We start from the raw sequence: 21,091 nt of genomic DNA on the forward strand, positions 1-21,091 counted from the left end.
GGTTTCGCGGTGATCTATGACATCAAGCTGCAAATCACCTATCAATATACCAACCCTGCGGTGGGAGGGCGGCATGTTGTCTGTGCGATGCCGATTGATGGCCGTGGTCAGCGCGTAATGGCGAGCCTGCTGGATATCGCGCCCCGCCCCGAGGAGCGTCTTGATCGGCAGGATTTCTTCGGCAACCGCATCAGCGAATTCAGCTTTCGCGGTCCGCATACGTCGGTCGGCTTCACCCTGAAAGCCCGCATCGAACGTTTTGCGGCGGCGCCTTTGCCGCTGAATACGATCGCTTTGACGGCGATGCCCGCCGCACTCGCCGCCAGCCGCGATCTTGGGCCAGAGTCTCCGTTGCATTTCCTGTCACCTTCAACCCGTGTCCCACGCGATCCTGCGATGACCGCCTTTGCCCAAGGCGCGCTTCATGCCGATATCTCTGTGGCCGAGGCCGTTGTCGCCATCGGCAGCGCGCTTTATCGACACATGCGGTTCGATCCAAAAGCCACAACGGTGGACACCCCCGCAACCGAGGCTTTCACCAAGCGCCACGGCGTTTGTCAGGATTTTTCGCACATTATGATCGCCTGCCTGCGCGGCATTGGCATCCCTTCGGGCTATGTCAGCGGTTTTCTGCGCACCCTGCCGCCGCCCGGTAAGCCTCGGCTTGAGGGTGCCGACGCCATGCATGCTTGGGTGCGTGCATGGTGTGGCCCCTACGCCGGGTGGATCGAGTTTGATCCGACCAACGACAAACTCGCCAGCGAAGATCACATCGTTGTCGCGCGCGGTCGCGACTATGGCGATGTCTCTCCGATCAGAGGTTCCATGCGAATATCGGGCGGCCAGAATAGCAAACAAGCCGTCGATGTGATCCCGCTCGCTGTCTGAATTGAACAGCGCGCCGATCAGACGCGCTGCCCATCGTGCTTACGCCGTCTGGCCGCGAGTCTTGTACAAGCTGACCAGTACACCCGCCGCCAAGATCGCGAACGTCACGCCTAGCGACCAGCTTGGTGGAAACTTCTCCAGCCCCATCCAGTCGGCCACGAACACCTTCGAGCCGATGAACACCAGCAACAACGACAGCGCATATTTTAGATAGGCGAAGCGGTGCAAGATCGCCGACAATGCGAAATACAGCGCCCGTAGACCCAAAATTGCGAAGATGTTCGACGTATAAACGATAAACGGATCAGTGGTGATCGCGAACACCGCAGGCACCGAATCCACCGCGAACACCAGATCGGCAATCTCAATCAGCACCAGCGCCAGAAACAGCGGCGTCACATAGCGCAGACCATCGCGTTTGACGAAGAACGAATTGCCCTCAAGCTGTTCCGTCACCCGCATCCGCCGCTTTAAAAACCGCAACACCGGGCCATCGACCGAGTGATTGCTCTCATCGGTGAACAGCATCTTGATGCCGGTAAAAATCAGGAACGCGGCGAACACATACAAAAGCCACGCATATTCGGCGACCAAAGTAGCACCCAGACCAATCATAATACCGCGCAGCACGATCACGCCCAGAATGCCCCAGAACAGCACCCTATGCTGATACATCCTCGGAATGGCAAAACTGCTGAAAATAAGCGCGATAACAAACACGTTGTCCATCGCCAGCGTCTTTTCCACCACGAATGCCGTCAGATATTGCGCGGTGGCCTCAGACCCCATCTGCCAATACACAAAGCCTGAAAATGCCAGGCCCAAAGTGATATAGACCGCCGACAACCGCAGGCTTTTTGACACGCCGATCTCTTGATCGCCGTTGTTCACCAGCCCCAGATCGGCGGCGAGCAGCACCAGAACGATGCCGATAAAGGTCAGCCACATCCACAGCGGCGTGCCCAAAAATATTGTAGTTAGAGTGTCCATAGCCATCCTCTGTTTTACACAGCGCCAGAGCTCAGCCGAATACGCTTTGAACCGAAGTTCCACCGGGCATGACATCGAGCGCACTCGATGCGGTCCGACATCACGATCGCGACGATCGTCAGAGGGGCCCGGCCCGCAATCCAGATTTGGGGCGGCATTTGCGCCGTTCAACCCCCGCCGCGAAAATATCACGCGCGCGTGAAGCAACCGAAGGCTACGCCCCGTACAGCGCCGCACCCCAAATTTTCCGACGCGTTATGTCGCGACGTCAATATCACGGAACCGCCACAATCTAAGCGCGTTTGAAAGCTGAAAGCGCTGCCTGCATGTCAACCGGGCGCAATGGTACGAAGAACGAGGTGGTTTTCCCGGTTTCTCACCTTGGCCAACGCATCGGCAGGCGAGCTTCTGTCCCATTTGCTGGCGGCGTTTTCACCCATCTGTCGCCGCTAAGGCGGCTGACCCGCAACCTTGGAGATACACATGGACCACAGCAGACATACTGCTCTTGATCGCAGCGAAATCAACAACACCACCTTAGAAGGTGCCCCGATTTACGGCGTGGATGACAGCAAAATCGGCACGATTTCCCATGTCCACGGTGCTGGTGCAGTGACCCAAGTGGTGATTGATGTCGGCGGGTTCTTGGGCATCGGCTCTAAACCAGTGCTTGTCAGCGTTGATCAGTTGAACCTGATGCGCGACGAAGATGGAGAGGTTCACGGCGTCACTTCTTGGACCAAAGAACAGCTCGAAGAATTGCCCGAACATCATCACTGACCGCCAAACGTTCACATAACAATCGATCACATAAATCGCGTCCGGGCTCGTCATTGGCGAGCCCGTTCGCGTTAATCACCAAAATTGTCATAATTCCGAGTTCGTTTGGGCAGGCTTGCAAAGCTGTCACGGTCTTACGAACACTTTCGGGAAAAACGCCGCAGCGCAGGCAAGCAAAGTCTCCAGAGCTTCATGCACACTGTAGGGCTCGGCTTGCGTCACCAGATCCATCCACAGCCCCTCGCTCGCCACCCTGATCGCCCGTGCCACACGCTCTGCATTGCCCGATGGCCCGAGCAAAGCCGCGCAAAGTCCCTCCAGCTTGGTGACGTATTCCGCATTGTTAGAGCCGCATTTCTCTTGATAAAGCGGCCTACTCTGCGCCTCACCCCAAAACGCACACCATGCTGCCAACCGTTGCGGCGTGCAAAGTTCAGGGGTGAAATCTGCGCGGATCAGCGCATCCAGCTGCGCCGCAGGCTCAGGCGCTGCCGCTGCCAGTGCGTTTTGCCAGTTTTGCACATATTCTTCGGCCAGATAGGTCAGCGTCTCGGCCAGCAACAATTCTTTCGATTGGAAGTGAAAATTGACCAAGCCGTGCGACAGCCCCGCCTGATTGGCGACATCGCTCATTGTGGCGCGCGCATAGCCTTTGATCGCCAGTACTTCGATTGTGGCCTCGATCAACTGCTCGCGTCGGGCCTCCCGAGACAATTTGCGAGGTGGTTTTGCGGGGGTCATTGAGCGGTCTTTCGTTGCTATATATTGTCAAAAGATGCTTAATTCTTCCATAATGAAAAACATTAAATACTTACAAAACAACGGGTTAGCAAGATGCCCGCATGTGGACACTATCCCAACAGCGCCTTCAATCCGTCCTGATAGGTCGGATAGTGAAGCTTCACCCCTAAATCGCGCTTAATCCGATTATTGCTGACCCGTTTCGACTCAGAATAGAAACTGACCTGCATCGGCGACATTTCAGCCTGCTCGAACAGCACCGTAGGCGGCTCCGGTAGCCCCAACAACGCCGCAGCATAACTCAGCACATCCTCGGGCGGCGCAGGATTATCATCACATACATTATAGATCGCGCCAGCCTCAGGAGTGTTGATTGACGCCAGCAAAGTTGCCGCGATATCGGCAACATGAATGCGACTGAAAACTTGGTTCGCCTTGATGATCCGCCGCGCCGACCCGTCGCGCACCTTCTCAAACGGCCCGCGTCCCGGTCCGTATATACCAGCCAAGCGGAACACCTGCACAGGCAACCCCGTAGCCAGCCACTGCCGTTCCGCAAGCACCCGCTGCACCGCTCGCGCCGACTGCGGATTGACCGGAGTATCCTCATCCACCCAACCGCCCTGATGATCGCCGTACACAGCGGTGGTAGAAAGGTAGCCCACCCATTCAGGTCGCCCTGCGATGATCTGATCGCGCGCGGCATGTAAGAAAGGATCACCCGACCCGTCCGGCGCGGCCGAGGCTAGCACATGCGTGGCGACGTCAAGCGCAGTCTTGATATCGCACGGCCACAACAGCGGCTCCACCCCTTCAGCCCGCAGATCAGCGATCCGGTCGGGAGAACGCGTGGTGCCGATCACCCGCCAACCCTGCGGAATCAACAGCGCCGCCAACGCCGCCGCAGAATAGCCATGACCAAGAGACAGCAAGGTTTTCATCGCGCCTTTATTCCCGCGCTCCCGTTGCTTCGCAAGACCCAACCTAGCAGCAGCACGCCGTCATTAAGACTTCACTTGCGAAACCGGCCGCTTCGGCCTTAGATGCCCGATCGAAATGAAGAAGATGACGCCATGAACGACGAACCCGCTTTGATCCTGATCCCCGAGTTTACCGCCCCTGAATCGTTCACCGATGCCGCCGCCGCCGTTGATCGGCTAGAGGCGCTGTATGCTGACGCGGTAAGCTTTCTTTCGCAACATTTCAGCGCCACGGTTGTGGGAGCAAAGCCTTCGACGCGTATCCGAGCATTTTATCCCGAGATCAGGTTGGTGGTGACAAGCCATGTCAAGACCGACAGCCGCCTTGCCTATGGCCACGTCGCAAGCCCCGGCGTGTATGCGACCAGCGTCACCCGACCGGACTTATTTCGCAATTATCTGATTCAACAAATCAGTTTGCTGATGCAGAACCACAGCGTGCCCGTGCAAATCGGCTATTCCGATACGCCAATTCCGGTGCATTTCGCGGTGGCGGGCAATCCTCTGGTCTCGGTTCCGCAAGAAGGCGTGCTTGAGTTTTCCCTGCGTGATATCTTTGATGTGCCCGATCTTGCTACCACCAACGATGACATCGTCAATGGCACCCGCACCCACAATGCCGATGGCTCGCAACCCTTGGCACCCTTCACGGCGCAGCGCGTGGATTACAGCTTGGCGCGGCTGTCACATTATACTGCGACAGACCCCACGCACTTTCAGAATCATGTGCTCTTCACCAACTATCAGTTCTACGTTGACGAATTTGAGGCTTATGCCCGCGCAATGCTGGCTGATCCGACCTTAGGCTATGTCAGCTTTGTGGCGACCGGAAATCAGGAAATCACCACGCCGGATGGGATGATCGCCCATTCTTCGAAGACGCCGCAAATGCCGACGTTTCATCTGAAGCGAGCTGACGGTAACGGCATTACGCTGGTGAATATTGGTGTCGGGCCTTCCAATGCCAAGACCGCCACAGACCACATTGCCGTGCTGCGCCCGCATGCCTGGCTTATGGTCGGCCATTGTGCCGGCTTGCGGAATTCACAGTCTTTGGGGGATTTTTGCCTCGCACACGCTTATCTGCGCGAAGATCACGTCTTGGATGATGACCTGCCGGTTTGGGTGCCAATTCCAGCGCTGGCCGAGATTCAAATTGCCTTGCAAGAAGCGGTGGCTGAGGTCACTCAGCTGGAGGGCTACGAGCTAAAGCGCATCATGCGGACGGGGACGGTTGCGACGATTGATAACCGCAACTGGGAGCTTCGCGACAAGTCCGGGCCAGTGCGACGGCTTTCGCAATCTCGTGCGATCGCGCTGGATATGGAAAGCGCCACGATTGCTGCGAATGGGTTCCGGTTTCGAGTGCCCTATGGCACGTTGCTGTGCGTTTCCGACAAACCGCTGCATGGCGAATTAAAGCTGCCGGGCATGGCCAGCGAGTTTTACAAGACTCAGGTCGCGCGACATCTGCAAATCGGTATCCGCGCTATGGAACGCCTTCGAGATATGCCGACAGAGCGAATTCATAGCCGCAAGCTGCGCAGCTTTGAAGAGACTGCGTTCCTGTAGTCTGCTTCGGCGAAAACTGGGTCGCCGCGGCGAAGCGCCTTATTTTACGCCAAAAAGAGCTTGCCTTGGGGCGCAAAAGCGTGAGAAGCCGCTGCATCCGTCGGATCAGACAAATTAAGGCTCCACAGCTAACGGGGCCAGAAAGAGGAACCAATGATAACCAAAGCTATGACAAAGACGCAACTTCTGGCCGCTATCTCGGATGCGATGGGTTCCGACAAGAAAACCGCTGCTGCTGCACTCGATGCTGTTGCTGCTGTTGTCGCGCGTGAAGTTGCTGCGGGCGGTTCGGTGACGTTGCCGGGTCTGGGCAAAATGGTCTGCCGTGAGCGTCCTGAGCGTCAGGTTCGCAACCCTGCGACAGGTGAAACAGTCACCAAAGCTGCGGACAAACAAGTTAAGTTCGCTATTGCAAAGGCTTTGAAAGACAGCGTTAACGCCTGATTTCGTCTCTGAAACAGGTCTGCAAAGGGTCGCCTGCTAGGCGGCCCTTTTGCTTGCTTTGAGGCTGTCCACGCGTGGCAGGGGCTTCGTTTGCATAGAAATCAATGACTTATGGCGTCGAGTTAACGATAATTTAACTTTGCCACCATGACGGTGGGAGTGCTATCGGCACTGAAAGCCAGTCTGCTGGCAGGCATCGTTCAACCGGCCACTTAGCCGCGCCGCGTTCAAATTTTGCCCCCGCCGAAGCGAGGGCAGTGGTCTAGGCAGCTTTTGCCGTGACTAGGGCATCGGCTTGCTGCACCTGCAGTCTTGCGGGACGCGCGGCGCAACGTGCCACCCAGTCTCGGATCAGGGAATCGTCCGGTACTGCGTCTTTGAACCAACCATAGAGCGAATGGACCAAAAGATCGGCGGCCGAAAACTGCGCGCCCAGCAACCATGGCCCATTTTTCAAAGCGGTGCGAATGCGCGCGGCAGCTTCGTTATGGCTGCGAAACGTACTGGCGAGGCCGGGATGTTCAAGCCCAAGTGCGTCCATGACCATCACAGGCTCCAGCACACCCTGATACCAAGAAAGCCAAGTCAGATATTCACCCCACAGCGGCGAGCCTACAGGCGGCGCAAGGCCCGTTTCCGGGAAAATCGTGGTCAAATGCAGCATGATCGCACCGCGTTCGGTGATAAGATGACCGTCATGCAGGAGGGCGGGGACTTTGCCCTCCGGATGCGGGTTTGTCGGATCGACCTCACCGGAACCGTCGATGCGTTTGATGCTGACATGACGGACTTCCACTTTGTCGGTGATGCCCATTTTATTTAGCAGCATGACGACGGCGGATGAGCGAGAGTTCGGCGAGTGGAACAGGGTCAACATTTTTGTCTCCATTGAATTTGTCGATAAAGACCATATGCTGCATCCCTACTGCCAGAAACCGTCAGGATGTTGTGGCCAAATCTGATCGCCTGTTCCGTCTGCTGACTGCGCTGCGCATGTTGCCTCAACCGGTGACGGCTGCGCGGTTGGCGGAGGAAATGGCGGTGTCGGAGCGTACTATATATCGCGACATTGATAGTCTGCGGGCAGGCGGTGCTTTGATTGATGGTGAGGCCGGGGTTGGCTACACGTTGACCGAAGATCCCGCGTTGCCGCCGCAGATGTTTACGCAGTTGGAGGTGGAATCACTGGTGTTGGGGCTGGCGGAGGTGCGGCAGATGGGTGATCCGGCGCTTGCAAAAGCTGCTGAAGTAGCGATGGCGAAGATTGTCGCCACCTTGCCCGAACGGGTCCAACGGCAGGCGGTTCATGCGGTTTCACGCTCGATCAAGTTTCAGCTGCGGGCGGCGCCTCCGACCCATGTGGCGCTGCTGCGGGAGGCGTCTTGGGCTGAGCAAGAGGTGGAGCTGAACTATCTTGATCTGAATGGCGCGCAGACTCGGCGGAGGATTTGGCCGCTGTCGATTGTGTATTTTGATCACGCGTTGATGTGTCTGGCTTGGTGTTGTTTGCGGGAAGATTTCCGGCGGTTTCATCTGGATCGGATGCAGGATGTGGCGTTGACCGGGGTAAGCTTTCGGCCTCGGCGGGTGCCGATGTTGCGTGATTATGCGGCCTTGGTCGCCACACGTGGACACAGGTAATAATCACTTGATTACAACGGCCTACCGTAGTTCATTCATTATTTATTAACCAATTTTCCATCGGACACGGGGCAATCGAAGCCTTGGCGCTGGGCAGGATTGGCGCTACGCAGAGGGCTTAGGTTTTGGGGATTGCAGGATGCTGACGGCTTATAATTTTGCCAACAAACGCTTGGAAGTTTTGCCCGAGGCGGCATTGGAGCAGGCCGAATGGATTGATCTGCTGCGTGCTGCGCCCGAGGAGGAAGCGGCGGTGCGGGCTTTGGGCGTCGATGTGCCGACGCTGGCTGACATGGAAGAGATCGAAATCTCTAACCGTTTGTACCACGAGGAAGATCTGGATTATCTCACCGTCGTGCTGCCGGGGCAGGATGCGCTGGGTGTGCAGGTCATGGGGCCGGTGTGTTTTGTGGTGTCGAAAGCGCGGCTGGTGACGATCCGCCACCACGCGCCGCGGCCTTTTGAGACCTATCCGGCGCGCGCAGGCAAAAGTACGTTGGGCTGTTCAACGCCAGATCGGGTGTTTCTGGGGCTGATCGAGGAAGTCATCGGACGGCTGGCGGATCATCTTGAAATCGCGGGCGGCGGCTTGGATAAGGTGTCGCGTGGGATTTATCATCCCGATCCGAAGGGCCATCAGCAAAAGCAACTTGAGGAGGCGCTGGCCAATCTGGGCGGCGAGGGCGAGCGGCTTAGCCGGGTGCGGCTGGCGCTTTTGACATTGGGGCGGGCGCTGAATTACGTCGATCAGATGCTTGGGCACCGCCTGAATGACGAGGGCTTGGGGCTGGTTTTGAACGGGCAGTTGCGCGATATTGAGGCGCTGGAGGTTCACGCGGATTTCCTGTCGTCGCGGTTGGGCCTGATGTCGGATGCGACGATGGGGCGGATCAACCTCGCGCAGAACAGCACGGTGCGGATCGTTTCAGTGGTCGCCGTTCTGTTCATGCCGCCAACGCTGATCGCCAGCATGTATGGGATGAACTTCAAGTTCATGCCGGAACTGACGCTCGCTTTGGGCTATCCGATGGCGCTGGCGATGATGGTCGGGTCGGCGGTGGTGACCTATGCGTTCTTCCGGTGGAAGGGCTGGCTTTAGAGGTCGGAGAGTTATCTCGAAACCCGCCGCCCCGGACTTGATCCGGGGCCTCTGCTCATACCATGAGGCCCCGGATCCAGTCCGGGGCGGCTTGGTGTTTGCGACTAGCTGTCAGTAAACTTGGCCGGGCGCTTTTCGATGAAGGCGGTCATGCCCTCTTTTTGATCGTCGGTGGCAAACATCGCGTGGAACAGCCGGCGTTCGTGCAGCAAGCCTTCGCGCAGGGTGGTTTCCTCGGCGCGGTTGACGGATTCCTTCGCGGCGCGGATGGAAACGGCCGATTTGGCCGCGATTTTCCCGGCAGTTTTCAAAGCTTCGTCGATCAGGTCTGCGGCAGGGATGATGCGGCTGACAAGGCCCGCGCGTTCAGCCTCGGCTGCGTCCATCATGCGCCCTGTGAGGTTCATCTCCATCGCTTTGGCTTTGCCGACGGCGCGGGTCAGCCGCTGCGTGCCGCCCATGCCCGCGATGATGCCAAGGTTGATTTCAGGCTGACCGAACTTGGCGGTATCAGCGGCGAGGATGAAATCGCACATCATCGCCAGTTCGCAGCCGCCCCCCAAAGCAAAGCCAGCCACGGCGGCGATGATCGGTTTGCGGATGCGCTGGATGGCCTCGGCTTCGGGGCCAAAGATGTCGCCGACGAAGGCTTCGGCAAAGCTCTTGCCAGCCATTTCGCGGATGTCGGCACCCGCTGCGAAGGCTTTTTCTGATCCGGTGATGACGACGCAGCGCACGGTGTCGTCAGTATCCATCGCCTGCAATGCGGTGGCGAGTTCCGACATAAGCTGTTGACTGAGCGCGTTTAATGCCTCGGGACGGTTCAGGCGGATCAGGGCGACATGGTTGTTGATTTCGATAAGTAGGGTCTCATAGGTCATGTCGGTTCCTTAAATCTGGCAGGTGGGGCAGTAGAACGATGATCGTCCTGATTGCACCATGCGGGCGATGGTTGAAGTGCAGCCGGGGGTTTGGCAAGGCTGGCCTTCACGGCCATAGACGGCGAAAGATTTCTGGAAATAGCCGAGTTCGCCATTGGTGCGGCGGTAGTCTTTCAGGCTGGAGCCGCCGGCTTCGATGGCTTCAGCTAAGACTTCGCGGATGATCGGCACCAGTGAGCCTGCGTTGGCGATACTGCCCGCGCGGGTGTTCGGGGCGATGCGGGCGCGGTAAAGCACCTCACAAACGTAGATATTGCCAAGGCCCGCGACGAGGTGTTGGTCGAGCAGGGCGGATTTGATTGGAGTGTTGCGGTCTTTCAGTTTGGCCGCGAGATAGCTCTCATTGAACGCATTGCCCATCGGTTCTGGGCCGATTTCCGACAGCAAAGGGTGCTCATCGGCGGTGGCCGTTGGCAGCAGATCCATCGCACCAAAGCGGCGGGCGTCGTTGAAAGTGACGCGCGCACCGCCTTCCATATGCAACACAACATGGTCATGTTTTTCGGGAGCGGCATGGTCGTGGAAGAAATTGCCAAGCGTGATACCAGACACCAACATCCGGCCCGACATGCCGAGGTGGATTAGCAGCGTCTCACCCGAGGACAGATCGGCGAGGATGTATTTGGAGCGACGGCGCAGCGCCACGACCCGTTGCCCGGTCAAGCGTTCGGCCATATTCAGGGGCAAAGGCCAGCGCAAATCGGGGCGGTTGACCTCGGCGCGCTCAATCAGGCGGCCCTCCATTGCGGGCAAAAGGCCACGCCGGACGGTTTCGACTTCGGGCAGTTCTGGCATGGAACCTCAGGTGACAGATCGGCGCATTGAGGCTTGCGCCGCGCGCGCCTATAAGGGGGGTGCAATCACAGGACGGCAAGAGATGAACGACAACACCACGCATTTCGGCTATCAAACTGTGCCAGAGGCGGACAAAGCCGGGATGGTGCACGGCGTGTTCACGCGGGTTGCCAGCAAGTATGACATTATGAACGATCTGATGTCGGGCGGAATGCATCGGCTTTGGAAAGACGCGATGATGGATTGGCTGGCACCGAGGGCGGGTCAGCGGCTGTTGGATGTGGCGGGCGGCACGGGCGATGTGGCGTTTCGGTTTATGAAGCGGGCTGAAGGCTCGACGGCGGTAGTGTGCGATCTGACGGAATCGATGCTGGTTTCGGGGCGGCAAAGGGCTGAGGCCGATCAACTCGCGGCGCGGCTCGATTGGGTGGTCGGCGATGCGATGGCGCTGCCGTTTTCCGACAATTCGTTCGATGTTTACACGATTTCCTTTGGTATTCGGAACGTGACGCGGATTGGCGATGCTTTGGCCGAGGCTTACCGGGTGTTGCGGCCGGGCGGGCGGCTGATGGTGCTGGAGTTTTCGCGGATTCCCAATGACTTGGCGCAGTGGGCCTATGACAAATACAGCTTCAACGTGATCCCGGTGATGGGGCAGGTGGTGGCCGGCGATCGCGAGTCGTATCAGTATCTGGTCGAATCGATCCGCAAGTTTCCTGAACAAGAGACGTTCGCGTCGATGATCCGCACGGCTGGGTTTGAGCAGGTGAAATTTCGCAACCTGACGATGGGGATTGCGGCGCTGCATTCGGGCTGGAAACTGTGAGAGGACCGCATAACATCTGGCGGCTGATCCGCACCGGGGCAACGTTTGAACGCACCGGGGCGATGGCGGTGGCGTTGGAGGCGATGCAGGTGCCGCCGCGTCTGCGCTTTGCCGCACGGATGCTGGGCTGGCCGTTTAAGTGGCTGGGATTGCAGGGCGATTTGGCGCTGCCTCCGGTGACGCGGGCGCTGACGGCACTGGGGCCTGCGTATATCAAGTTCGGTCAGATTTTGTCCACACGGCCGGATATTGTTGGCGAAGAATTGGCTTTGCAGCTGAAGTATCTGCAAGATCGGCTGCCTCCGTTTCCGACTGATGTCGCCAAGGCTATGGTTGCGGAGGAACTGCGGCTGCCGGTGGATGAGGTGTTTTCCAGCTTTTCGGAACCCGTTGCGGCGGCTTCTATTGCGCAGGTGCATCGCGCGACTTTGCGCAGCAATGGGCAAGATGTGGCGGTGAAAGTGCTGCGTCCGGGGATTGAGCGGGCGTTTCGCCGCGACATTGATGCGTTTTATTTCGCGGCGCGGGCGATTGAGTTTGTGTCTCCTGCATCGCGCCGCTTGCGACCTTTGGATGTGATCACGCATTTTGAGGGCGTGGTTTTGGGCGAGTTGGATTTGCGGCTGGAATCTTCGGCGGCGTCGGAGTTCGCCGATAACACCAAAGATGATGCCGGATTTCAGGTGCCGAAGGTGGTGTGGGATCTGTCGGGTCGCACGGTGATGACGCTGGATTGGGCCGAGGGGATCAACCTTGCTGATAACACGGCGATTGATGCGGCGGGATTGGATCGGCGGGCTTTGGGCGCGCGCGTGCTGCAACTGTTTCTAAGCCACGCTTTGCGCGATGGATTTTTCCATGGCGACATGCATCAGGGCAATTTGAAGGTCGCGGCGAGCGGCAATCTGATCGCTTATGATTTCGGTATCATGGGGCGGATCGACGAATATACCCGGCGGGTCTATGCCGAGATTTTGATGGGGTTTATCCGCAAAGATTATCGCCGCGTCGCTGAAGTGCATTTTGAGGCGGGTTATGTGCCGCCGGACCGTGACATTGATGAGTTCGCCCGTGCGCTGCGGGCGGTGGGTGAGCCGATTTTCGGGCTTGAGGCCACCCGCGTGTCGATGGCGCGGTTGCTGTCCTATCTGTTTGAAGTGACAGAGAGATTTGGCATGGAGACTCGCACAGAGCTGATCTTGCTGCAGCGCACTATGGTTGTGGTTGAAGGTGTCGCGCGCAGCTTGGACCCGAACATTAACATCTGGCAAGTGGCAAGGCCGGTGGTTGAATCTTATGTCGGTCGCAATGTTGGACCGGTGGCCTTGCTGCGTGATCTGGCACATACCGCGCGGGTTTTGGCGCGGTTTGGCCCGCGTTTGCCGCGCTTGGTTGAGGCCGCTCTGATTGCGCAAGCCGAGTCGCCGCTGCCGGTGAATACGCGGCGGCGCGTGTCGATTACCCGGCTGATTGTTGGCGCTTTCATTGTGTTTGCGCTGGGGATTTGGCTTGGTCATCTGCTGTGATCACGGCACGCGCAGAGCGGTAATATCGGTCGCACTCACCTCTATGCCGCCCTCCAGAACCAAGGTCGGGCCATTGCTGCCGCCACGCGCCTCTAGGATGCGCGCATAGGATTCGACGGAGACGGCCTCACCGAGTTGCTGCTCGCCGTTGTAGCTTTCAATTTTCAGCGTATAGACGCCGTTCGGCAAAGGTTTGCCAGCGGCGTCCGCGCCAAGCCATTGATATGCGCCGCCTTCTAGCGAAACATCCTCTCGCGATACGACCTGATCCTTCACATTTCTTACTACCAAAACGGCGCGATCTGCTTGTGCAGCGGGATGATAATTGATGGTGACGGGCTTATCGCCCAGATAGACCGGTGCGGCAGACCGCGCCTCTTGACCAACCCAAGCGGCGAGTTGCGCCATACCCAGCACACCAAACTGGCTGGTGAGACCTTCGAGCAGTTGGTTGGTTCTGGTCTGTTGCTCGACACCGGAAAACGTTGCCAACTGCACGGCATAATCGGACGAATCAATCGGATTGAGCGGGTCTTGGTTCTTCATCTGAGTCGTCATCATTTTTAGGAACGTGTCGAAATCCGCCGAGATCGCGGCCTTGGGCTTCGTCGTTGCGGCAGAAGTTTGGGGGGTGGTAACTGCGGTGGTTTCCATCGCGCGCTCCTTTCAAGAGCTTTTCGATTTGCATTTTATGCGGATTGCTTCGCCTTTTCCTCAGCAAGAAAGCATCAGAGCCGCAGGTTAAGCCCGCGCCCGGATGATCCGTTTACGTCGGCAGGGGGTCGCGGCCGCGCAATTTTCGGCTCTGACGCGAGATCGTCAGACGGGGCTTCGTATTCAGCTGGCGGGGCTGAGGATTTGTGCTGCTGGCCCCATTGGCCGAAGCTTAGTGACGCCTCGGCGAACCCGGCCTGGCGAAATTCTTGCTGCAACTGATCGGCATGTCGCCGCAAAAGCGCCAACGTCTCGGGATGTTCGGCGCTGAGCATCACATGCAGCGAATCGCCACGGTGCTGAATTTGGAACCGAACATGGCCGAGATCTTCCGGCGTCAGCAAGAGATCAACCGGCCCAGCTTGGGCAGCGGTTGCGTGGTGAAGCAGCGTGGCGGGAATCGAGGGCGGCAGGGGGGGCTGCGTCGGCAGATCAGCGGGTCGATGCGCGGTGATCGGATGGCCGGGGATGATAGCGGGGTCAACCGCGAGCGTGACAAATGCCTGAGCATCGGGGGGGCTGGCTTGGCCGTCATCGGGCGGTGGCGGGGCCGCTTGCGCAAGGTGTTTCGGCGGCGGGCTATCCGCGACAATGCCAGCGATGGGCGCGACAATCGCCAGATCGAAGGGTTGCTGTGTGAGACTTTGCGACGACGAAAGGTGAGTTGGCTGGCCGGAAACCTGCGCCGTTTCAATGGTTTGAGCGACAGGTTTTGTCGGACGGTTCATCAGTGGGATGGCGATGACGTCAGCGGTTGGCAGAGCATTTGCACCGTTTGGATGCAGCGTGTTGGCCGGCAAAATCTGCAGGCGCGTTTGCCACGCTGATTGCGCAGGTGTGATAGCTTGAGCTTTTTCAGGCGGGGCGGCTTGCGGATTCTCGGGCGGTGAAAGCGCAGATCGCACGGACGTATCAGTAGGCTTGGCGGCGCTGTCAGACGGGTCGAGGTGAGGTGGGTTTAGCGGTACAGTCGGCTCGGCAGGTTGCCTCGGCTGCGCATGGTCTGGTGCCAAAAAGCCGGTGACCGACACCGCCTGCGCCACATTCAAAGCCTGACGCGCGTCTGGTTTGGTCAAGGGCTGCGCGCATTTTGGCGGATCGCCTGCGGTTTGATCGTTAACGGACCGGGACAGAGCGGGGGGCAGTGGCAAGGATATGAAAGCGCCGTCCACGAGAACAAGCGCATCCGCGGCTGGCAGCAGCTCGCGGTCTTGCTCTGCATCTAGGACGTCGATGAAGCCCTGCGCATCCGGCGTATCGTCGCAGGACATGCGTTGTTCGGGAGCCAAAGCGCCTGAAACCTGAGGAATTATCGAAATCATCTTTCACCGACTTTGCCCGCTGTCCCTGCTTTATTGCCGGGATTGGTTACCACTTGTTTACCGCCCTGCGGGATACTGCAAAAAATCTGAATGATCAGGAGACCGCCATGGATATCACCGCCGCCTTGCCACTGCCGAAACCCAGACCACAGAAAGACGGCCCGCTGATGGTGCAAGCCAAGGCGCTGGAGGCGAGTTTCTTGTCGGAAATGCTGGGGTATGCGGGGGTCGGCAAGACGCCTCAGGAGTTTGGCGGCGGGATTGGTGAGGATCAGTTCGGCTCATTCTTGCGTGACGAGCAGGCGCGACAGATGGTTGAAAAAGGCGGCATTGGGCTGGCGGAACAATTGTTTCGTGCCATGACGAAAGGCCAAAGCGATGCAAATTGAACGCCTGATGGACGAGATGCATACGGCGATTGTTACTGCGGATTTCGACGGGCTTGGCAGGCTTTCACCAAAGTTGGATGCGGCGCTAGAGAGTCTGCCAAAGCGAATGGATCAAAAGCTGCTGCAACGTCTGCAACGCAAGGCGGAGCGCAACGCAAGCAGTGCGGCGGCGGCGGCGAAAGGCGTGCGTGCGGCGATCCGGCGGCTAAATGATGTGAAACAAAACGCAATTGCGCTCGTTACTTACGATGAAAACGGCCAGCGCGCCACGCATGGCGGCCAACAAGAAATCCAGCGCAGATTTTGAAGGTTTGCCTCAAATCCGACGGATATCACCGCCGCGCATTAGAACTCTGTTAGAACTTTTGCCCGCTTATCAGACCTGCATCCCACGACGGGGTGGCGCCTTTGGATCCTCAGGGGCAGCGGCCAGAACGCCGAAATAGCCATCGTAAGGTGGCGAAACTTGCCGGGCGCAAAGCGCAGGCAGATCGTGAAGGAACAGGTTATGTCGTCCATTTTGACCAATACGAGTGCAATGGTTGCCTTGCAAACTATGAAAGGCATCAATCACAACATGAACAAAACCCAGTCTGAGATTTCGACGGGCAAGTCGGTTTCCAGCGCCAAAGACAACGCGGCAGTTTGGGCAATTTCCAAAGTGATGGAATCCGACGTCGAAGGCTTCAAGGGGATTTCTGACAGCCTCAATCTGGGGTCGTCGACGCTGTCAGTGGCGCGTGAAGCTTCTGAAACCGTCACGGACCTCTTGACCAAGATCAAAGGCAAGATCGTCGCGGCCCAAGGCAGCAACGTCGATCGCACTAAAATCCAGACCGATATTGATGCGCTGAAAGGCCAGATTGATTCGGTTGTGGGTGCGGCGCAGTTCAACGGGCTTAACCTGATCAACGGCTCGGAAACGTCGATTGATGTGCTGTCTTCGTTGGATCGCAGCGGCACCGGCGTGACGGCGTCTTCGATCACGGTGACCGCGCAAAACCTGTCGACCGGCGCTTATGCCGCGAATGATGTGTTTGGTGCAACCACTGGTGGCACGGTTTCGACCGATGCGGATACGTTTGTGCTGACCTTGGATCAGGGCGGTGGCACCGACGATATCACCATTCAAGACGGCGCAACCGCTTGGGCTGCGGGTGATAAAATCAGTATGCGGATCGGTGACAAAACCGCGTCCTACACGATTTCCAGCAATGATGTGACCAGCGGCGCCAATGCGATCGCCGATTTGGTGGCGGTTGGCATGAAGAACGCCATCGACGCTCTTGGGGTAACGGGGCTGACGGTAGATTACGACTCGGCAAGCCCCGGTCAGTTGTCCTTTACCAACGCTGGCACCAGTGACCTTTCCGTGAGTGGCCAGTTTAAGAATGCAGCTTCGGGCGGTTTGGGGGCGCTTGCCTCAATCGACGTTACCACGACCTCTGGGGCGACGACCGCGTTGGGCAGTATCGAGGCGATGGTACAAACCTCGATTAACGCGGCGGCTGAATTTGGTTCGACGCAGTCACGCATCGAGATTCAATCGGATTTCGTCAGCAAACTCACGGATGCTTTGAAGGCCGGTATTGGTACGCTGGTCGATGCCGATATGGAAGAAACCTCGGCGCGTCTGCAAGCGTTGCAGGTGCAACAACAACTGGCGACGCAATCGCTGTCGATTGCCAATCAGCAACCGCAGAACATCCTGGCGCTGTTCCGCTCGTAACGCGGTAAGACGGGGCCGGGGGCGCACAAGCCTTCGGCCTTCATCTGTGCCCCTCAGATTCCCAGGAAGGAAAGCCCGTGACAGCCCACTTTACCGCTGCGCGCTCGGTTTACGCACGGCCCGACGCACCGCAAAAAAACCCGCGTTCGCTTGAATATGATTTGCTTGCCCGCATCACCAAGCGCCTGACGCAGGCGGCTGCGGCGCGGCGTGACAACTACCCCGGCTTGATCGCCGCACTCGATGAAAACTTGCAGCTCTGGTCCACCTTGGCCGCGGATGTTGCTGAGACCCGCAACGGTTTGCCCGCCAAACTGCGCGCGCAGTTGTTTTATCTGTTTGAGTTTACCAACCTGCACAGTCGCGCCATTCGTGAGGACAAAGCCTCGGTCGAGGTGCTGGTTGATATCAACACAGCCGTGATGCGCGGTCTGCGTGGCGATGGTGGTGGCGCATGAGTGGCCTGGTGTTGAAACTCGGGCCGCATGAACGGGTCTTGATCAATGGCGCCGTGGTTGAGAATGGCGAAAGACGCTCTCGGCTTGCCATTATGACGCCGAACGCAAATATCCTGCGGCTGCGCGATGCTATTCACCCCGAACAGGCCGGTACTCCGGTGCGACGGGTGTGCTATTTGGCGCAGTTGGTTCTGTCGGGAGATACTGCGGCGAAGGATGCTCGGCTGCCCTTGCTGCGCGGAATTGAGCAGCTAAGTCAGGTGATGAATGACCACGACAGCCGTTTGTTGCTGGCACAGGCGACGGCGGGGGTACTGGAAGACCAGCATTACCAAGTGCTTAAGGCGTTGCGTGGATTGTTGCCGCGCGAAGATCGGCTTTTCGCGGCCCACGCATGAGCTACATCCCAGCCATCCCGCTCAATGGCTACGCTGGCTGGGCCTATCTGAAACGCACGATGGCGGCGCAAACCAAGGCGTTCAACAATGCGCCGGAAGTCAAAAGCGATGAGACTTATTTCCGCGACAAGATCGGTAAGATCACCACGGCGGCGCAGTTGGTGGCAGATCGTCGGCTGTTAAAGCTCGCTTTGGCGGCTTTCGGGCTGGAGAAGGATTTGGACAACAAATTTTTCATTCAGAAAGTGCTGCAAGATGGCACGCTGAAAACCGGAACTTTGGCGAATAAACTGGCCGACAAGCAGTATCAAAAGCTGTCGAAGGCGTTTGGTTTTGGCGATTATGCGGTGCCGAGCACGCAGATTTCGACTTTCGCCGATGAGATAATCTCTGCCTATAAAGCGCGGCGGTTCGAAACCGCGGTGGGTGATCAAAGCGAAGATCTGCGGTTGGCGCTGAATTTGCAGCGTGAGTTGCCGCTGTTGGCCGCAAAAACCAGCAGTTCTGATAACACCAAATGGTTCACAATTCTGGGAAATACCCCGCTTCGGACGGTGTTTGAAAAGGCATTGGGTTTGCCAAGCAGCATCGGCGTTTTGGATCTGGATCAGCAGTTGGGGGCCTTTAAAGCCAAAGCAAAGGCGCAACTGGGCACCGATGCGGTGGCGGATTTCGCCGATCCGACCAAGCTGGAAGGTTTGGTGCGGCGTTTCTTGGTTCGGTCCGAAGCGCAAACTTATGCGAAATCGGGCAGCGGCAATGCGGCTTTGCTGTTGATGAGCCAGATTTCGAGCAACGCTAGGGCGCGCTATATTTGACACCCATCGCTTCGGCGAGACGGTTAAAACTGCCCGCGATGCCGTCCAGAGGCGCGGTTTCTGCGAGAAAGCCATCAAGACTGGGCCAAACCTTGATCGCGGCATCGACCAATGGATCAGAACCTTTGGCGTAAAGCCCGGCTTGGATCATCATTTCCGCCCGATCCCAAGCGCCGAGAAGCTGGCGGGCCTGAGAGATCAGGGCATTCTCACCCTCTGTAGCCGCCTCGGGCAAACTGCGCGAGACTGAACGCAGCAGATCAATCGCCGGATAGCGGCCGCGCTCGGCGATTTTGCGATCCATCACGACATGGCCATCCAACACCCCACGCAGAATATCGGCGATGGTTTCTTCCATATCCGAGCCTGCGACCAGCACCGAAAACACCGCGGTAATATCGCCCTCGCCCTCCGGACCCGGTCCGGCGCGTTCGGCCAAAGACATGATGGCCTGAGCGACCGAAGGCGGGTAGCCGCGCAAAGCAGGCGTTTCGCCCGAAGCCAAAGCCACCTCGCGATGCGCCTCGGCAAAACGGGTGATCGAATCGGCCAAAAACAGCACATGCAGACCTTGGGCGCGAAAATGCTCGGCCACCGACATCGCAGCCATCGCACAACGGCGGCGGGCGAGGGCTGATTGATCCGACGTCGCCGTCACCAGAACCGAGCGTTTCATGCCTTCGGGCCCCAACACCCGCTCGACAAATTCACGTAACTCTCGGCCACGTTCCCCGATCAAAGCGATCACGACCACATCTGCATCGACCCCTCGCGCGAATTTCGCCAGCAGCGGGGTAGTTTAAGGCCGCCAGAGCACCCGCGATTTCCGCTACATCGGCGGCCGCGCGCGGTGGCACCGTTAACCCTGCCAGTTGCGCTTCGCTTTCTAGCTTTGCCCGAGCCGCTGCATTCAGCACGGCGAGGCGGCTGTCCAGCAGCAGTTTTGACACTTGCTGCAACTGAGCGATTTGGTTTTTCTGGCTCATTTCACATAAATCTTCCGACGTTTGCGCATGGCCTCGGCGAAGCGGATCGCAGCCGCGACGGCGCGGTAATGTTCAGGGCGAATTTGTTGGCCTATATCCACCGTCGCATAAATCGCCCGCGCCGTGGGCGGATCAGATTGCAGCGGCACGCCAGCTTCGGCAGCCTTTGCGCGAATCCGGGCGGCAACTTCATCGACGCCTTTGGCGACGCAGATCGGTGCGGCGCGACCCTTTCGGCTCCATTTCAGGGCGACCGCATAATGCGACGGATTGACCACGATCACGTCAGCTTTCGCCACATCTTGCAGCAGCCGATTGGTGGCGATTTGTTGTGCGCGTTGGCGGCGCTGCTGTTTGACATGCGGATCGCCCTCGGAATCCTTCATCTCGTCGATCAGATCTTTGCGCGACATCATGTTGCGCCGCCGATGCTGCATCTGCTGCCAGAAGTAATCGACGCCACCAAAAATGCCGATCGTGAGGACGACCAAAAGCATGAAATGTAGCAGTAGTTGCAACATCAGCGCCATGCTTTGGGCCGGTTCCATCGCAAGACTGGCAAGGATATCGGCCGCGTTCTCTGACAGCTGCACGGTCAATATCAACGCCACCACCAGAAGTTTTGCAAAGCTTTTACCAAACTCAAACAGGCCCTCGCGGCCGAATTTCTGCTTTGCATTGGCAAGCGGCGAGATGCGTGACCACTTCAAGCTTAACTTTTCTGGCGCAAAATGCACCGCGCGCTGGGCCACGAGCATCAAAGCGACACCCAGCATCGGGGCCGCGAATATCGGCAAAATCGCGCTGGCGAACGCAAAACTCATTGCCGCTATCGGTGCGGTGTCGTTGCCAAAAAACAAAGGGGCAAGCCGGTCGGGCTGGTCAAGCAGCACCAGCCCTGCCTGTCCGAAGTGCTGCAACATCGCGGTCCCGCCGACCAGCCCGACCAAAACAAAGCCAGCATAGGCCGCAGCGGTGCTCAGGTCGGTGGACTTGGGGATTTCGCCGCGTTTTCGTGCTTCATCCAGCCGCTTTTGCGAGGGTTCGTTTTGTC

The 21,091-nt window shown here is 58.1% G+C and carries 24 protein-coding genes and 1 pseudogene; 14 read left to right on the forward strand and 11 right to left on the reverse strand.

What is annotated here, in order from left to right; genetic code table 11:
- Nucleotides 1–9: 9 nt before the first annotated feature.
- The gene (locus JWS10_RS09460) at nucleotides 10–888 is read left to right on the forward strand and encodes a transglutaminase family protein (RefSeq protein ID WP_299506697.1); all 879 of its coding nucleotides are present in this window, start codon (nucleotides 10–12) and stop codon (nucleotides 886–888) included.
- Nucleotides 889–927: 39 nt separating this feature from the next.
- On the opposite strand, the gene JWS10_RS09465 is transcribed toward JWS10_RS09460, so the two are convergent.
- Nucleotides 928–1,878, reverse strand: a complete 951-nt coding sequence (locus JWS10_RS09465) for a TerC family protein (RefSeq protein WP_299473559.1) — start codon at nucleotides 1,876–1,878, stop codon at nucleotides 928–930.
- A gap of 483 nt (nucleotides 1,879–2,361) precedes the next feature.
- Between JWS10_RS09465 and JWS10_RS09470 the strand changes: the two genes are divergently transcribed.
- Complete coding sequence (locus tag JWS10_RS09470; RefSeq protein ID WP_299473557.1) at nucleotides 2,362–2,658, forward strand: PRC-barrel domain-containing protein; 297 nt, start codon at nucleotides 2,362–2,364, stop codon at nucleotides 2,656–2,658.
- A 126-nt stretch (nucleotides 2,659–2,784) separates the two neighbouring features.
- Here the strand turns inward: JWS10_RS09470 and JWS10_RS09475 are convergent, their stop codons facing one another.
- Together JWS10_RS09475 and JWS10_RS09480 are read right to left on the reverse strand one after the other, a co-directional pair.
- On the reverse strand, nucleotides 2,785–3,399 hold the full coding sequence (locus JWS10_RS09475) for a TetR family transcriptional regulator C-terminal domain-containing protein (protein ID WP_299473554.1): 615 nt from the start codon (nucleotides 3,397–3,399) through the stop codon (nucleotides 2,785–2,787).
- Between the two features lie 110 nt (nucleotides 3,400–3,509).
- Complete coding sequence (locus JWS10_RS09480; RefSeq protein WP_299506699.1) at nucleotides 3,510–4,340, reverse strand: SDR family oxidoreductase; 831 nt, start codon at nucleotides 4,338–4,340, stop codon at nucleotides 3,510–3,512.
- Nucleotides 4,341–4,472: 132 nt separating this feature from the next.
- On the opposite strand from JWS10_RS09480, the gene JWS10_RS09485 reads away from it, so the two are divergent.
- Nucleotides 4,473–5,951 (forward strand): AMP nucleosidase, encoded by a 1,479-nt coding sequence (locus JWS10_RS09485; RefSeq protein ID WP_299506701.1) that lies wholly within the window; start codon nucleotides 4,473–4,475, stop codon nucleotides 5,949–5,951.
- 156 nt (nucleotides 5,952–6,107) lie between these two features.
- The gene (locus JWS10_RS09490) at nucleotides 6,108–6,395 is read left to right on the forward strand and encodes an HU family DNA-binding protein (RefSeq protein WP_299473643.1); all 288 of its coding nucleotides are present in this window, start codon (nucleotides 6,108–6,110) and stop codon (nucleotides 6,393–6,395) included.
- A gap of 262 nt (nucleotides 6,396–6,657) precedes the next feature.
- On the opposite strand, the gene JWS10_RS09495 is transcribed toward JWS10_RS09490, so the two are convergent.
- On the reverse strand, nucleotides 6,658–7,272 hold the full coding sequence (locus JWS10_RS09495) for a glutathione S-transferase family protein (RefSeq protein ID WP_299506703.1): 615 nt from the start codon (nucleotides 7,270–7,272) through the stop codon (nucleotides 6,658–6,660).
- A 71-nt stretch (nucleotides 7,273–7,343) separates the two neighbouring features.
- Here JWS10_RS09495 and JWS10_RS09500 point away from each other — a divergent pair, with 71 nt between their 5' ends.
- Together JWS10_RS09500 and JWS10_RS09505 are read left to right on the forward strand one after the other, a co-directional pair.
- Complete coding sequence (locus JWS10_RS09500) at nucleotides 7,344–8,036, forward strand: YafY family protein (protein WP_299506705.1); 693 nt, start codon at nucleotides 7,344–7,346, stop codon at nucleotides 8,034–8,036.
- A gap of 139 nt (nucleotides 8,037–8,175) precedes the next feature.
- Nucleotides 8,176–9,135, forward strand: a complete 960-nt coding sequence (locus tag JWS10_RS09505; protein WP_299506707.1) for a magnesium transporter CorA family protein — start codon at nucleotides 8,176–8,178, stop codon at nucleotides 9,133–9,135.
- 104 nt (nucleotides 9,136–9,239) lie between these two features.
- Here the strand turns inward: JWS10_RS09505 and JWS10_RS09510 are convergent, their stop codons facing one another.
- A complete protein-coding gene (locus tag JWS10_RS09510; protein WP_299506709.1) occupies nucleotides 9,240–10,016 on the reverse strand; it encodes an enoyl-CoA hydratase in 777 nt (258 codons plus the stop codon).
- 9 nt (nucleotides 10,017–10,025) lie between these two features.
- A complete protein-coding gene (gene mutM, locus JWS10_RS09515) occupies nucleotides 10,026–10,871 on the reverse strand; it encodes a bifunctional DNA-formamidopyrimidine glycosylase/DNA-(apurinic or apyrimidinic site) lyase (protein WP_299506711.1) in 846 nt (281 codons plus the stop codon).
- An 82-nt stretch (nucleotides 10,872–10,953) separates the two neighbouring features.
- Here mutM and ubiE point away from each other — a divergent pair, with 82 nt between their 5' ends.
- On the forward strand, nucleotides 10,954–11,697 hold the full coding sequence (ubiE, locus tag JWS10_RS09520; protein WP_299506743.1) for a bifunctional demethylmenaquinone methyltransferase/2-methoxy-6-polyprenyl-1,4-benzoquinol methylase UbiE: 744 nt from the start codon (nucleotides 10,954–10,956) through the stop codon (nucleotides 11,695–11,697).
- Nucleotides 11,694–13,223 (forward strand): 2-polyprenylphenol 6-hydroxylase, encoded by a 1,530-nt coding sequence (ubiB, locus tag JWS10_RS09525; protein ID WP_299506714.1) that lies wholly within the window; start codon nucleotides 11,694–11,696, stop codon nucleotides 13,221–13,223. Before ubiE ends, ubiB begins: the two co-directional genes overlap by 4 nt.
- On the opposite strand, the gene JWS10_RS09530 is transcribed toward ubiB, so the two are convergent.
- Together JWS10_RS09530 and JWS10_RS09535 are read right to left on the reverse strand one after the other, a co-directional pair.
- On the reverse strand, nucleotides 13,224–13,877 hold the full coding sequence (locus JWS10_RS09530; protein WP_299506717.1) for a flagellar hook capping FlgD N-terminal domain-containing protein: 654 nt from the start codon (nucleotides 13,875–13,877) through the stop codon (nucleotides 13,224–13,226).
- A gap of 74 nt (nucleotides 13,878–13,951) precedes the next feature.
- A complete protein-coding gene (locus JWS10_RS09535; RefSeq protein WP_299506719.1) occupies nucleotides 13,952–15,259 on the reverse strand; it encodes a flagellar hook-length control protein FliK in 1,308 nt (435 codons plus the stop codon).
- Nucleotides 15,260–15,426: 167 nt separating this feature from the next.
- On the opposite strand from JWS10_RS09535, the gene JWS10_RS09540 reads away from it, so the two are divergent.
- The 6 genes from JWS10_RS09540 to JWS10_RS09565 all read left to right on the forward strand — a co-directional run bounded on the left by JWS10_RS09540 (nucleotide 15,427) and on the right by JWS10_RS09565 (nucleotide 19,051).
- Nucleotides 15,427–15,648, forward strand: coding sequence for a rod-binding protein (locus JWS10_RS09540; RefSeq protein WP_299506746.1), 222 nt, complete (start codon nucleotides 15,427–15,429; stop codon nucleotides 15,646–15,648).
- Nucleotides 15,638–15,955, forward strand: coding sequence for a hypothetical protein (locus tag JWS10_RS09545; RefSeq protein WP_299480928.1), 318 nt, complete (start codon nucleotides 15,638–15,640; stop codon nucleotides 15,953–15,955). Before JWS10_RS09540 ends, JWS10_RS09545 begins: the two co-directional genes overlap by 11 nt.
- A 201-nt stretch (nucleotides 15,956–16,156) precedes the next feature.
- Nucleotides 16,157–17,377, forward strand: a complete 1,221-nt coding sequence (locus tag JWS10_RS09550) for a flagellin (RefSeq protein ID WP_299506721.1) — start codon at nucleotides 16,157–16,159, stop codon at nucleotides 17,375–17,377.
- 77 nt (nucleotides 17,378–17,454) lie between these two features.
- Nucleotides 17,455–17,835 (forward strand): flagellar biosynthesis regulator FlaF, encoded by a 381-nt coding sequence (gene flaF, locus JWS10_RS09555; protein WP_299506723.1) that lies wholly within the window; start codon nucleotides 17,455–17,457, stop codon nucleotides 17,833–17,835.
- Complete coding sequence (gene flbT / locus JWS10_RS09560; RefSeq protein ID WP_299506725.1) at nucleotides 17,832–18,233, forward strand: flagellar biosynthesis repressor FlbT; 402 nt, start codon at nucleotides 17,832–17,834, stop codon at nucleotides 18,231–18,233. Before flaF ends, flbT begins: the two co-directional genes overlap by 4 nt.
- The gene (locus JWS10_RS09565; protein WP_299506727.1) at nucleotides 18,230–19,051 is read left to right on the forward strand and encodes a DUF1217 domain-containing protein; all 822 of its coding nucleotides are present in this window, start codon (nucleotides 18,230–18,232) and stop codon (nucleotides 19,049–19,051) included. The genes flbT and JWS10_RS09565 overlap by 4 nt, the downstream gene beginning before the upstream one ends.
- Here JWS10_RS09565 and fliI read toward each other — a convergent pair.
- From fliI to JWS10_RS09580, 3 genes and pseudogenes are all read right to left on the reverse strand, one after another.
- Nucleotides 19,032–19,847: pseudogene (gene fliI / locus JWS10_RS09570) on the reverse strand (flagellum-specific ATP synthase FliI); the annotation flags it as partial. The gene JWS10_RS09565 and the pseudogene fliI overlap by 20 nt on opposite strands.
- A complete protein-coding gene (locus JWS10_RS09575; RefSeq protein ID WP_299506729.1) occupies nucleotides 19,759–20,037 on the reverse strand; it encodes a hypothetical protein in 279 nt (92 codons plus the stop codon). The gene JWS10_RS09575 and the pseudogene fliI, both read right to left, overlap by 89 nt.
- Nucleotides 20,034–21,065 (reverse strand): flagellar type III secretion system protein FlhB, encoded by a 1,032-nt coding sequence (locus JWS10_RS09580; protein WP_299506748.1) that lies wholly within the window; start codon nucleotides 21,063–21,065, stop codon nucleotides 20,034–20,036. Before JWS10_RS09580 ends, JWS10_RS09575 begins: the two co-directional genes overlap by 4 nt.
- Nucleotides 21,066–21,091 lie beyond the last annotated feature (26 nt).

It is taken from the genome of Cypionkella sp., assembly GCF_028290025.1.
GTDB lineage: Bacteria > Pseudomonadota > Alphaproteobacteria > Rhodobacterales > Rhodobacteraceae > Cypionkella.

Coding starts and splice junctions, on each gene's coding strand:
- JWS10_RS09465 (WP_299473559.1), bottom strand. CDS start 1,878: ATGGACACTCTAACTACAATATTTTTGGGCACGCCGCTGTGGATGTGG.
- JWS10_RS09470 (WP_299473557.1), top strand. CDS start 2,362: ATGGACCACAGCAGACATACTGCTCTTGATCGCAGCGAAATCAACAAC.
- JWS10_RS09475 (WP_299473554.1), bottom strand. CDS start 3,399: ATGACCCCCGCAAAACCACCTCGCAAATTGTCTCGGGAGGCCCGACGC.
- JWS10_RS09480 (WP_299506699.1), bottom strand. CDS start 4,340: ATGAAAACCTTGCTGTCTCTTGGTCATGGCTATTCTGCGGCGGCGTTG.
- JWS10_RS09485 (WP_299506701.1), top strand. CDS start 4,473: ATGAACGACGAACCCGCTTTGATCCTGATCCCCGAGTTTACCGCCCCT.
- JWS10_RS09495 (WP_299506703.1), bottom strand. CDS start 7,272: ATGTTGACCCTGTTCCACTCGCCGAACTCTCGCTCATCCGCCGTCGTC.
- JWS10_RS09505 (WP_299506707.1), top strand. CDS start 8,176: ATGCTGACGGCTTATAATTTTGCCAACAAACGCTTGGAAGTTTTGCCC.
- JWS10_RS09510 (WP_299506709.1), bottom strand. CDS start 10,016: ATGACCTATGAGACCCTACTTATCGAAATCAACAACCATGTCGCCCTG.
- mutM (WP_299506711.1), bottom strand. CDS start 10,871: ATGCCAGAACTGCCCGAAGTCGAAACCGTCCGGCGTGGCCTTTTGCCC.
- ubiE (WP_299506743.1), top strand. CDS start 10,954: ATGAACGACAACACCACGCATTTCGGCTATCAAACTGTGCCAGAGGCG.
- JWS10_RS09530 (WP_299506717.1), bottom strand. CDS start 13,877: ATGGAAACCACCGCAGTTACCACCCCCCAAACTTCTGCCGCAACGACG.
- JWS10_RS09535 (WP_299506719.1), bottom strand. CDS start 15,259: ATGATTTCGATAATTCCTCAGGTTTCAGGCGCTTTGGCTCCCGAACAA.
- JWS10_RS09540 (WP_299506746.1), top strand. CDS start 15,427: ATGGTGCAAGCCAAGGCGCTGGAGGCGAGTTTCTTGTCGGAAATGCTG.
- JWS10_RS09545 (WP_299480928.1), top strand. CDS start 15,638: ATGCAAATTGAACGCCTGATGGACGAGATGCATACGGCGATTGTTACT.
- JWS10_RS09550 (WP_299506721.1), top strand. CDS start 16,157: ATGTCGTCCATTTTGACCAATACGAGTGCAATGGTTGCCTTGCAAACT.
- flbT (WP_299506725.1), top strand. CDS start 17,832: ATGAGTGGCCTGGTGTTGAAACTCGGGCCGCATGAACGGGTCTTGATC.
- JWS10_RS09565 (WP_299506727.1), top strand. CDS start 18,230: ATGAGCTACATCCCAGCCATCCCGCTCAATGGCTACGCTGGCTGGGCC.
- JWS10_RS09575 (WP_299506729.1), bottom strand. CDS start 20,037: ATGAGCCAGAAAAACCAAATCGCTCAGTTGCAGCAAGTGTCAAAACTG.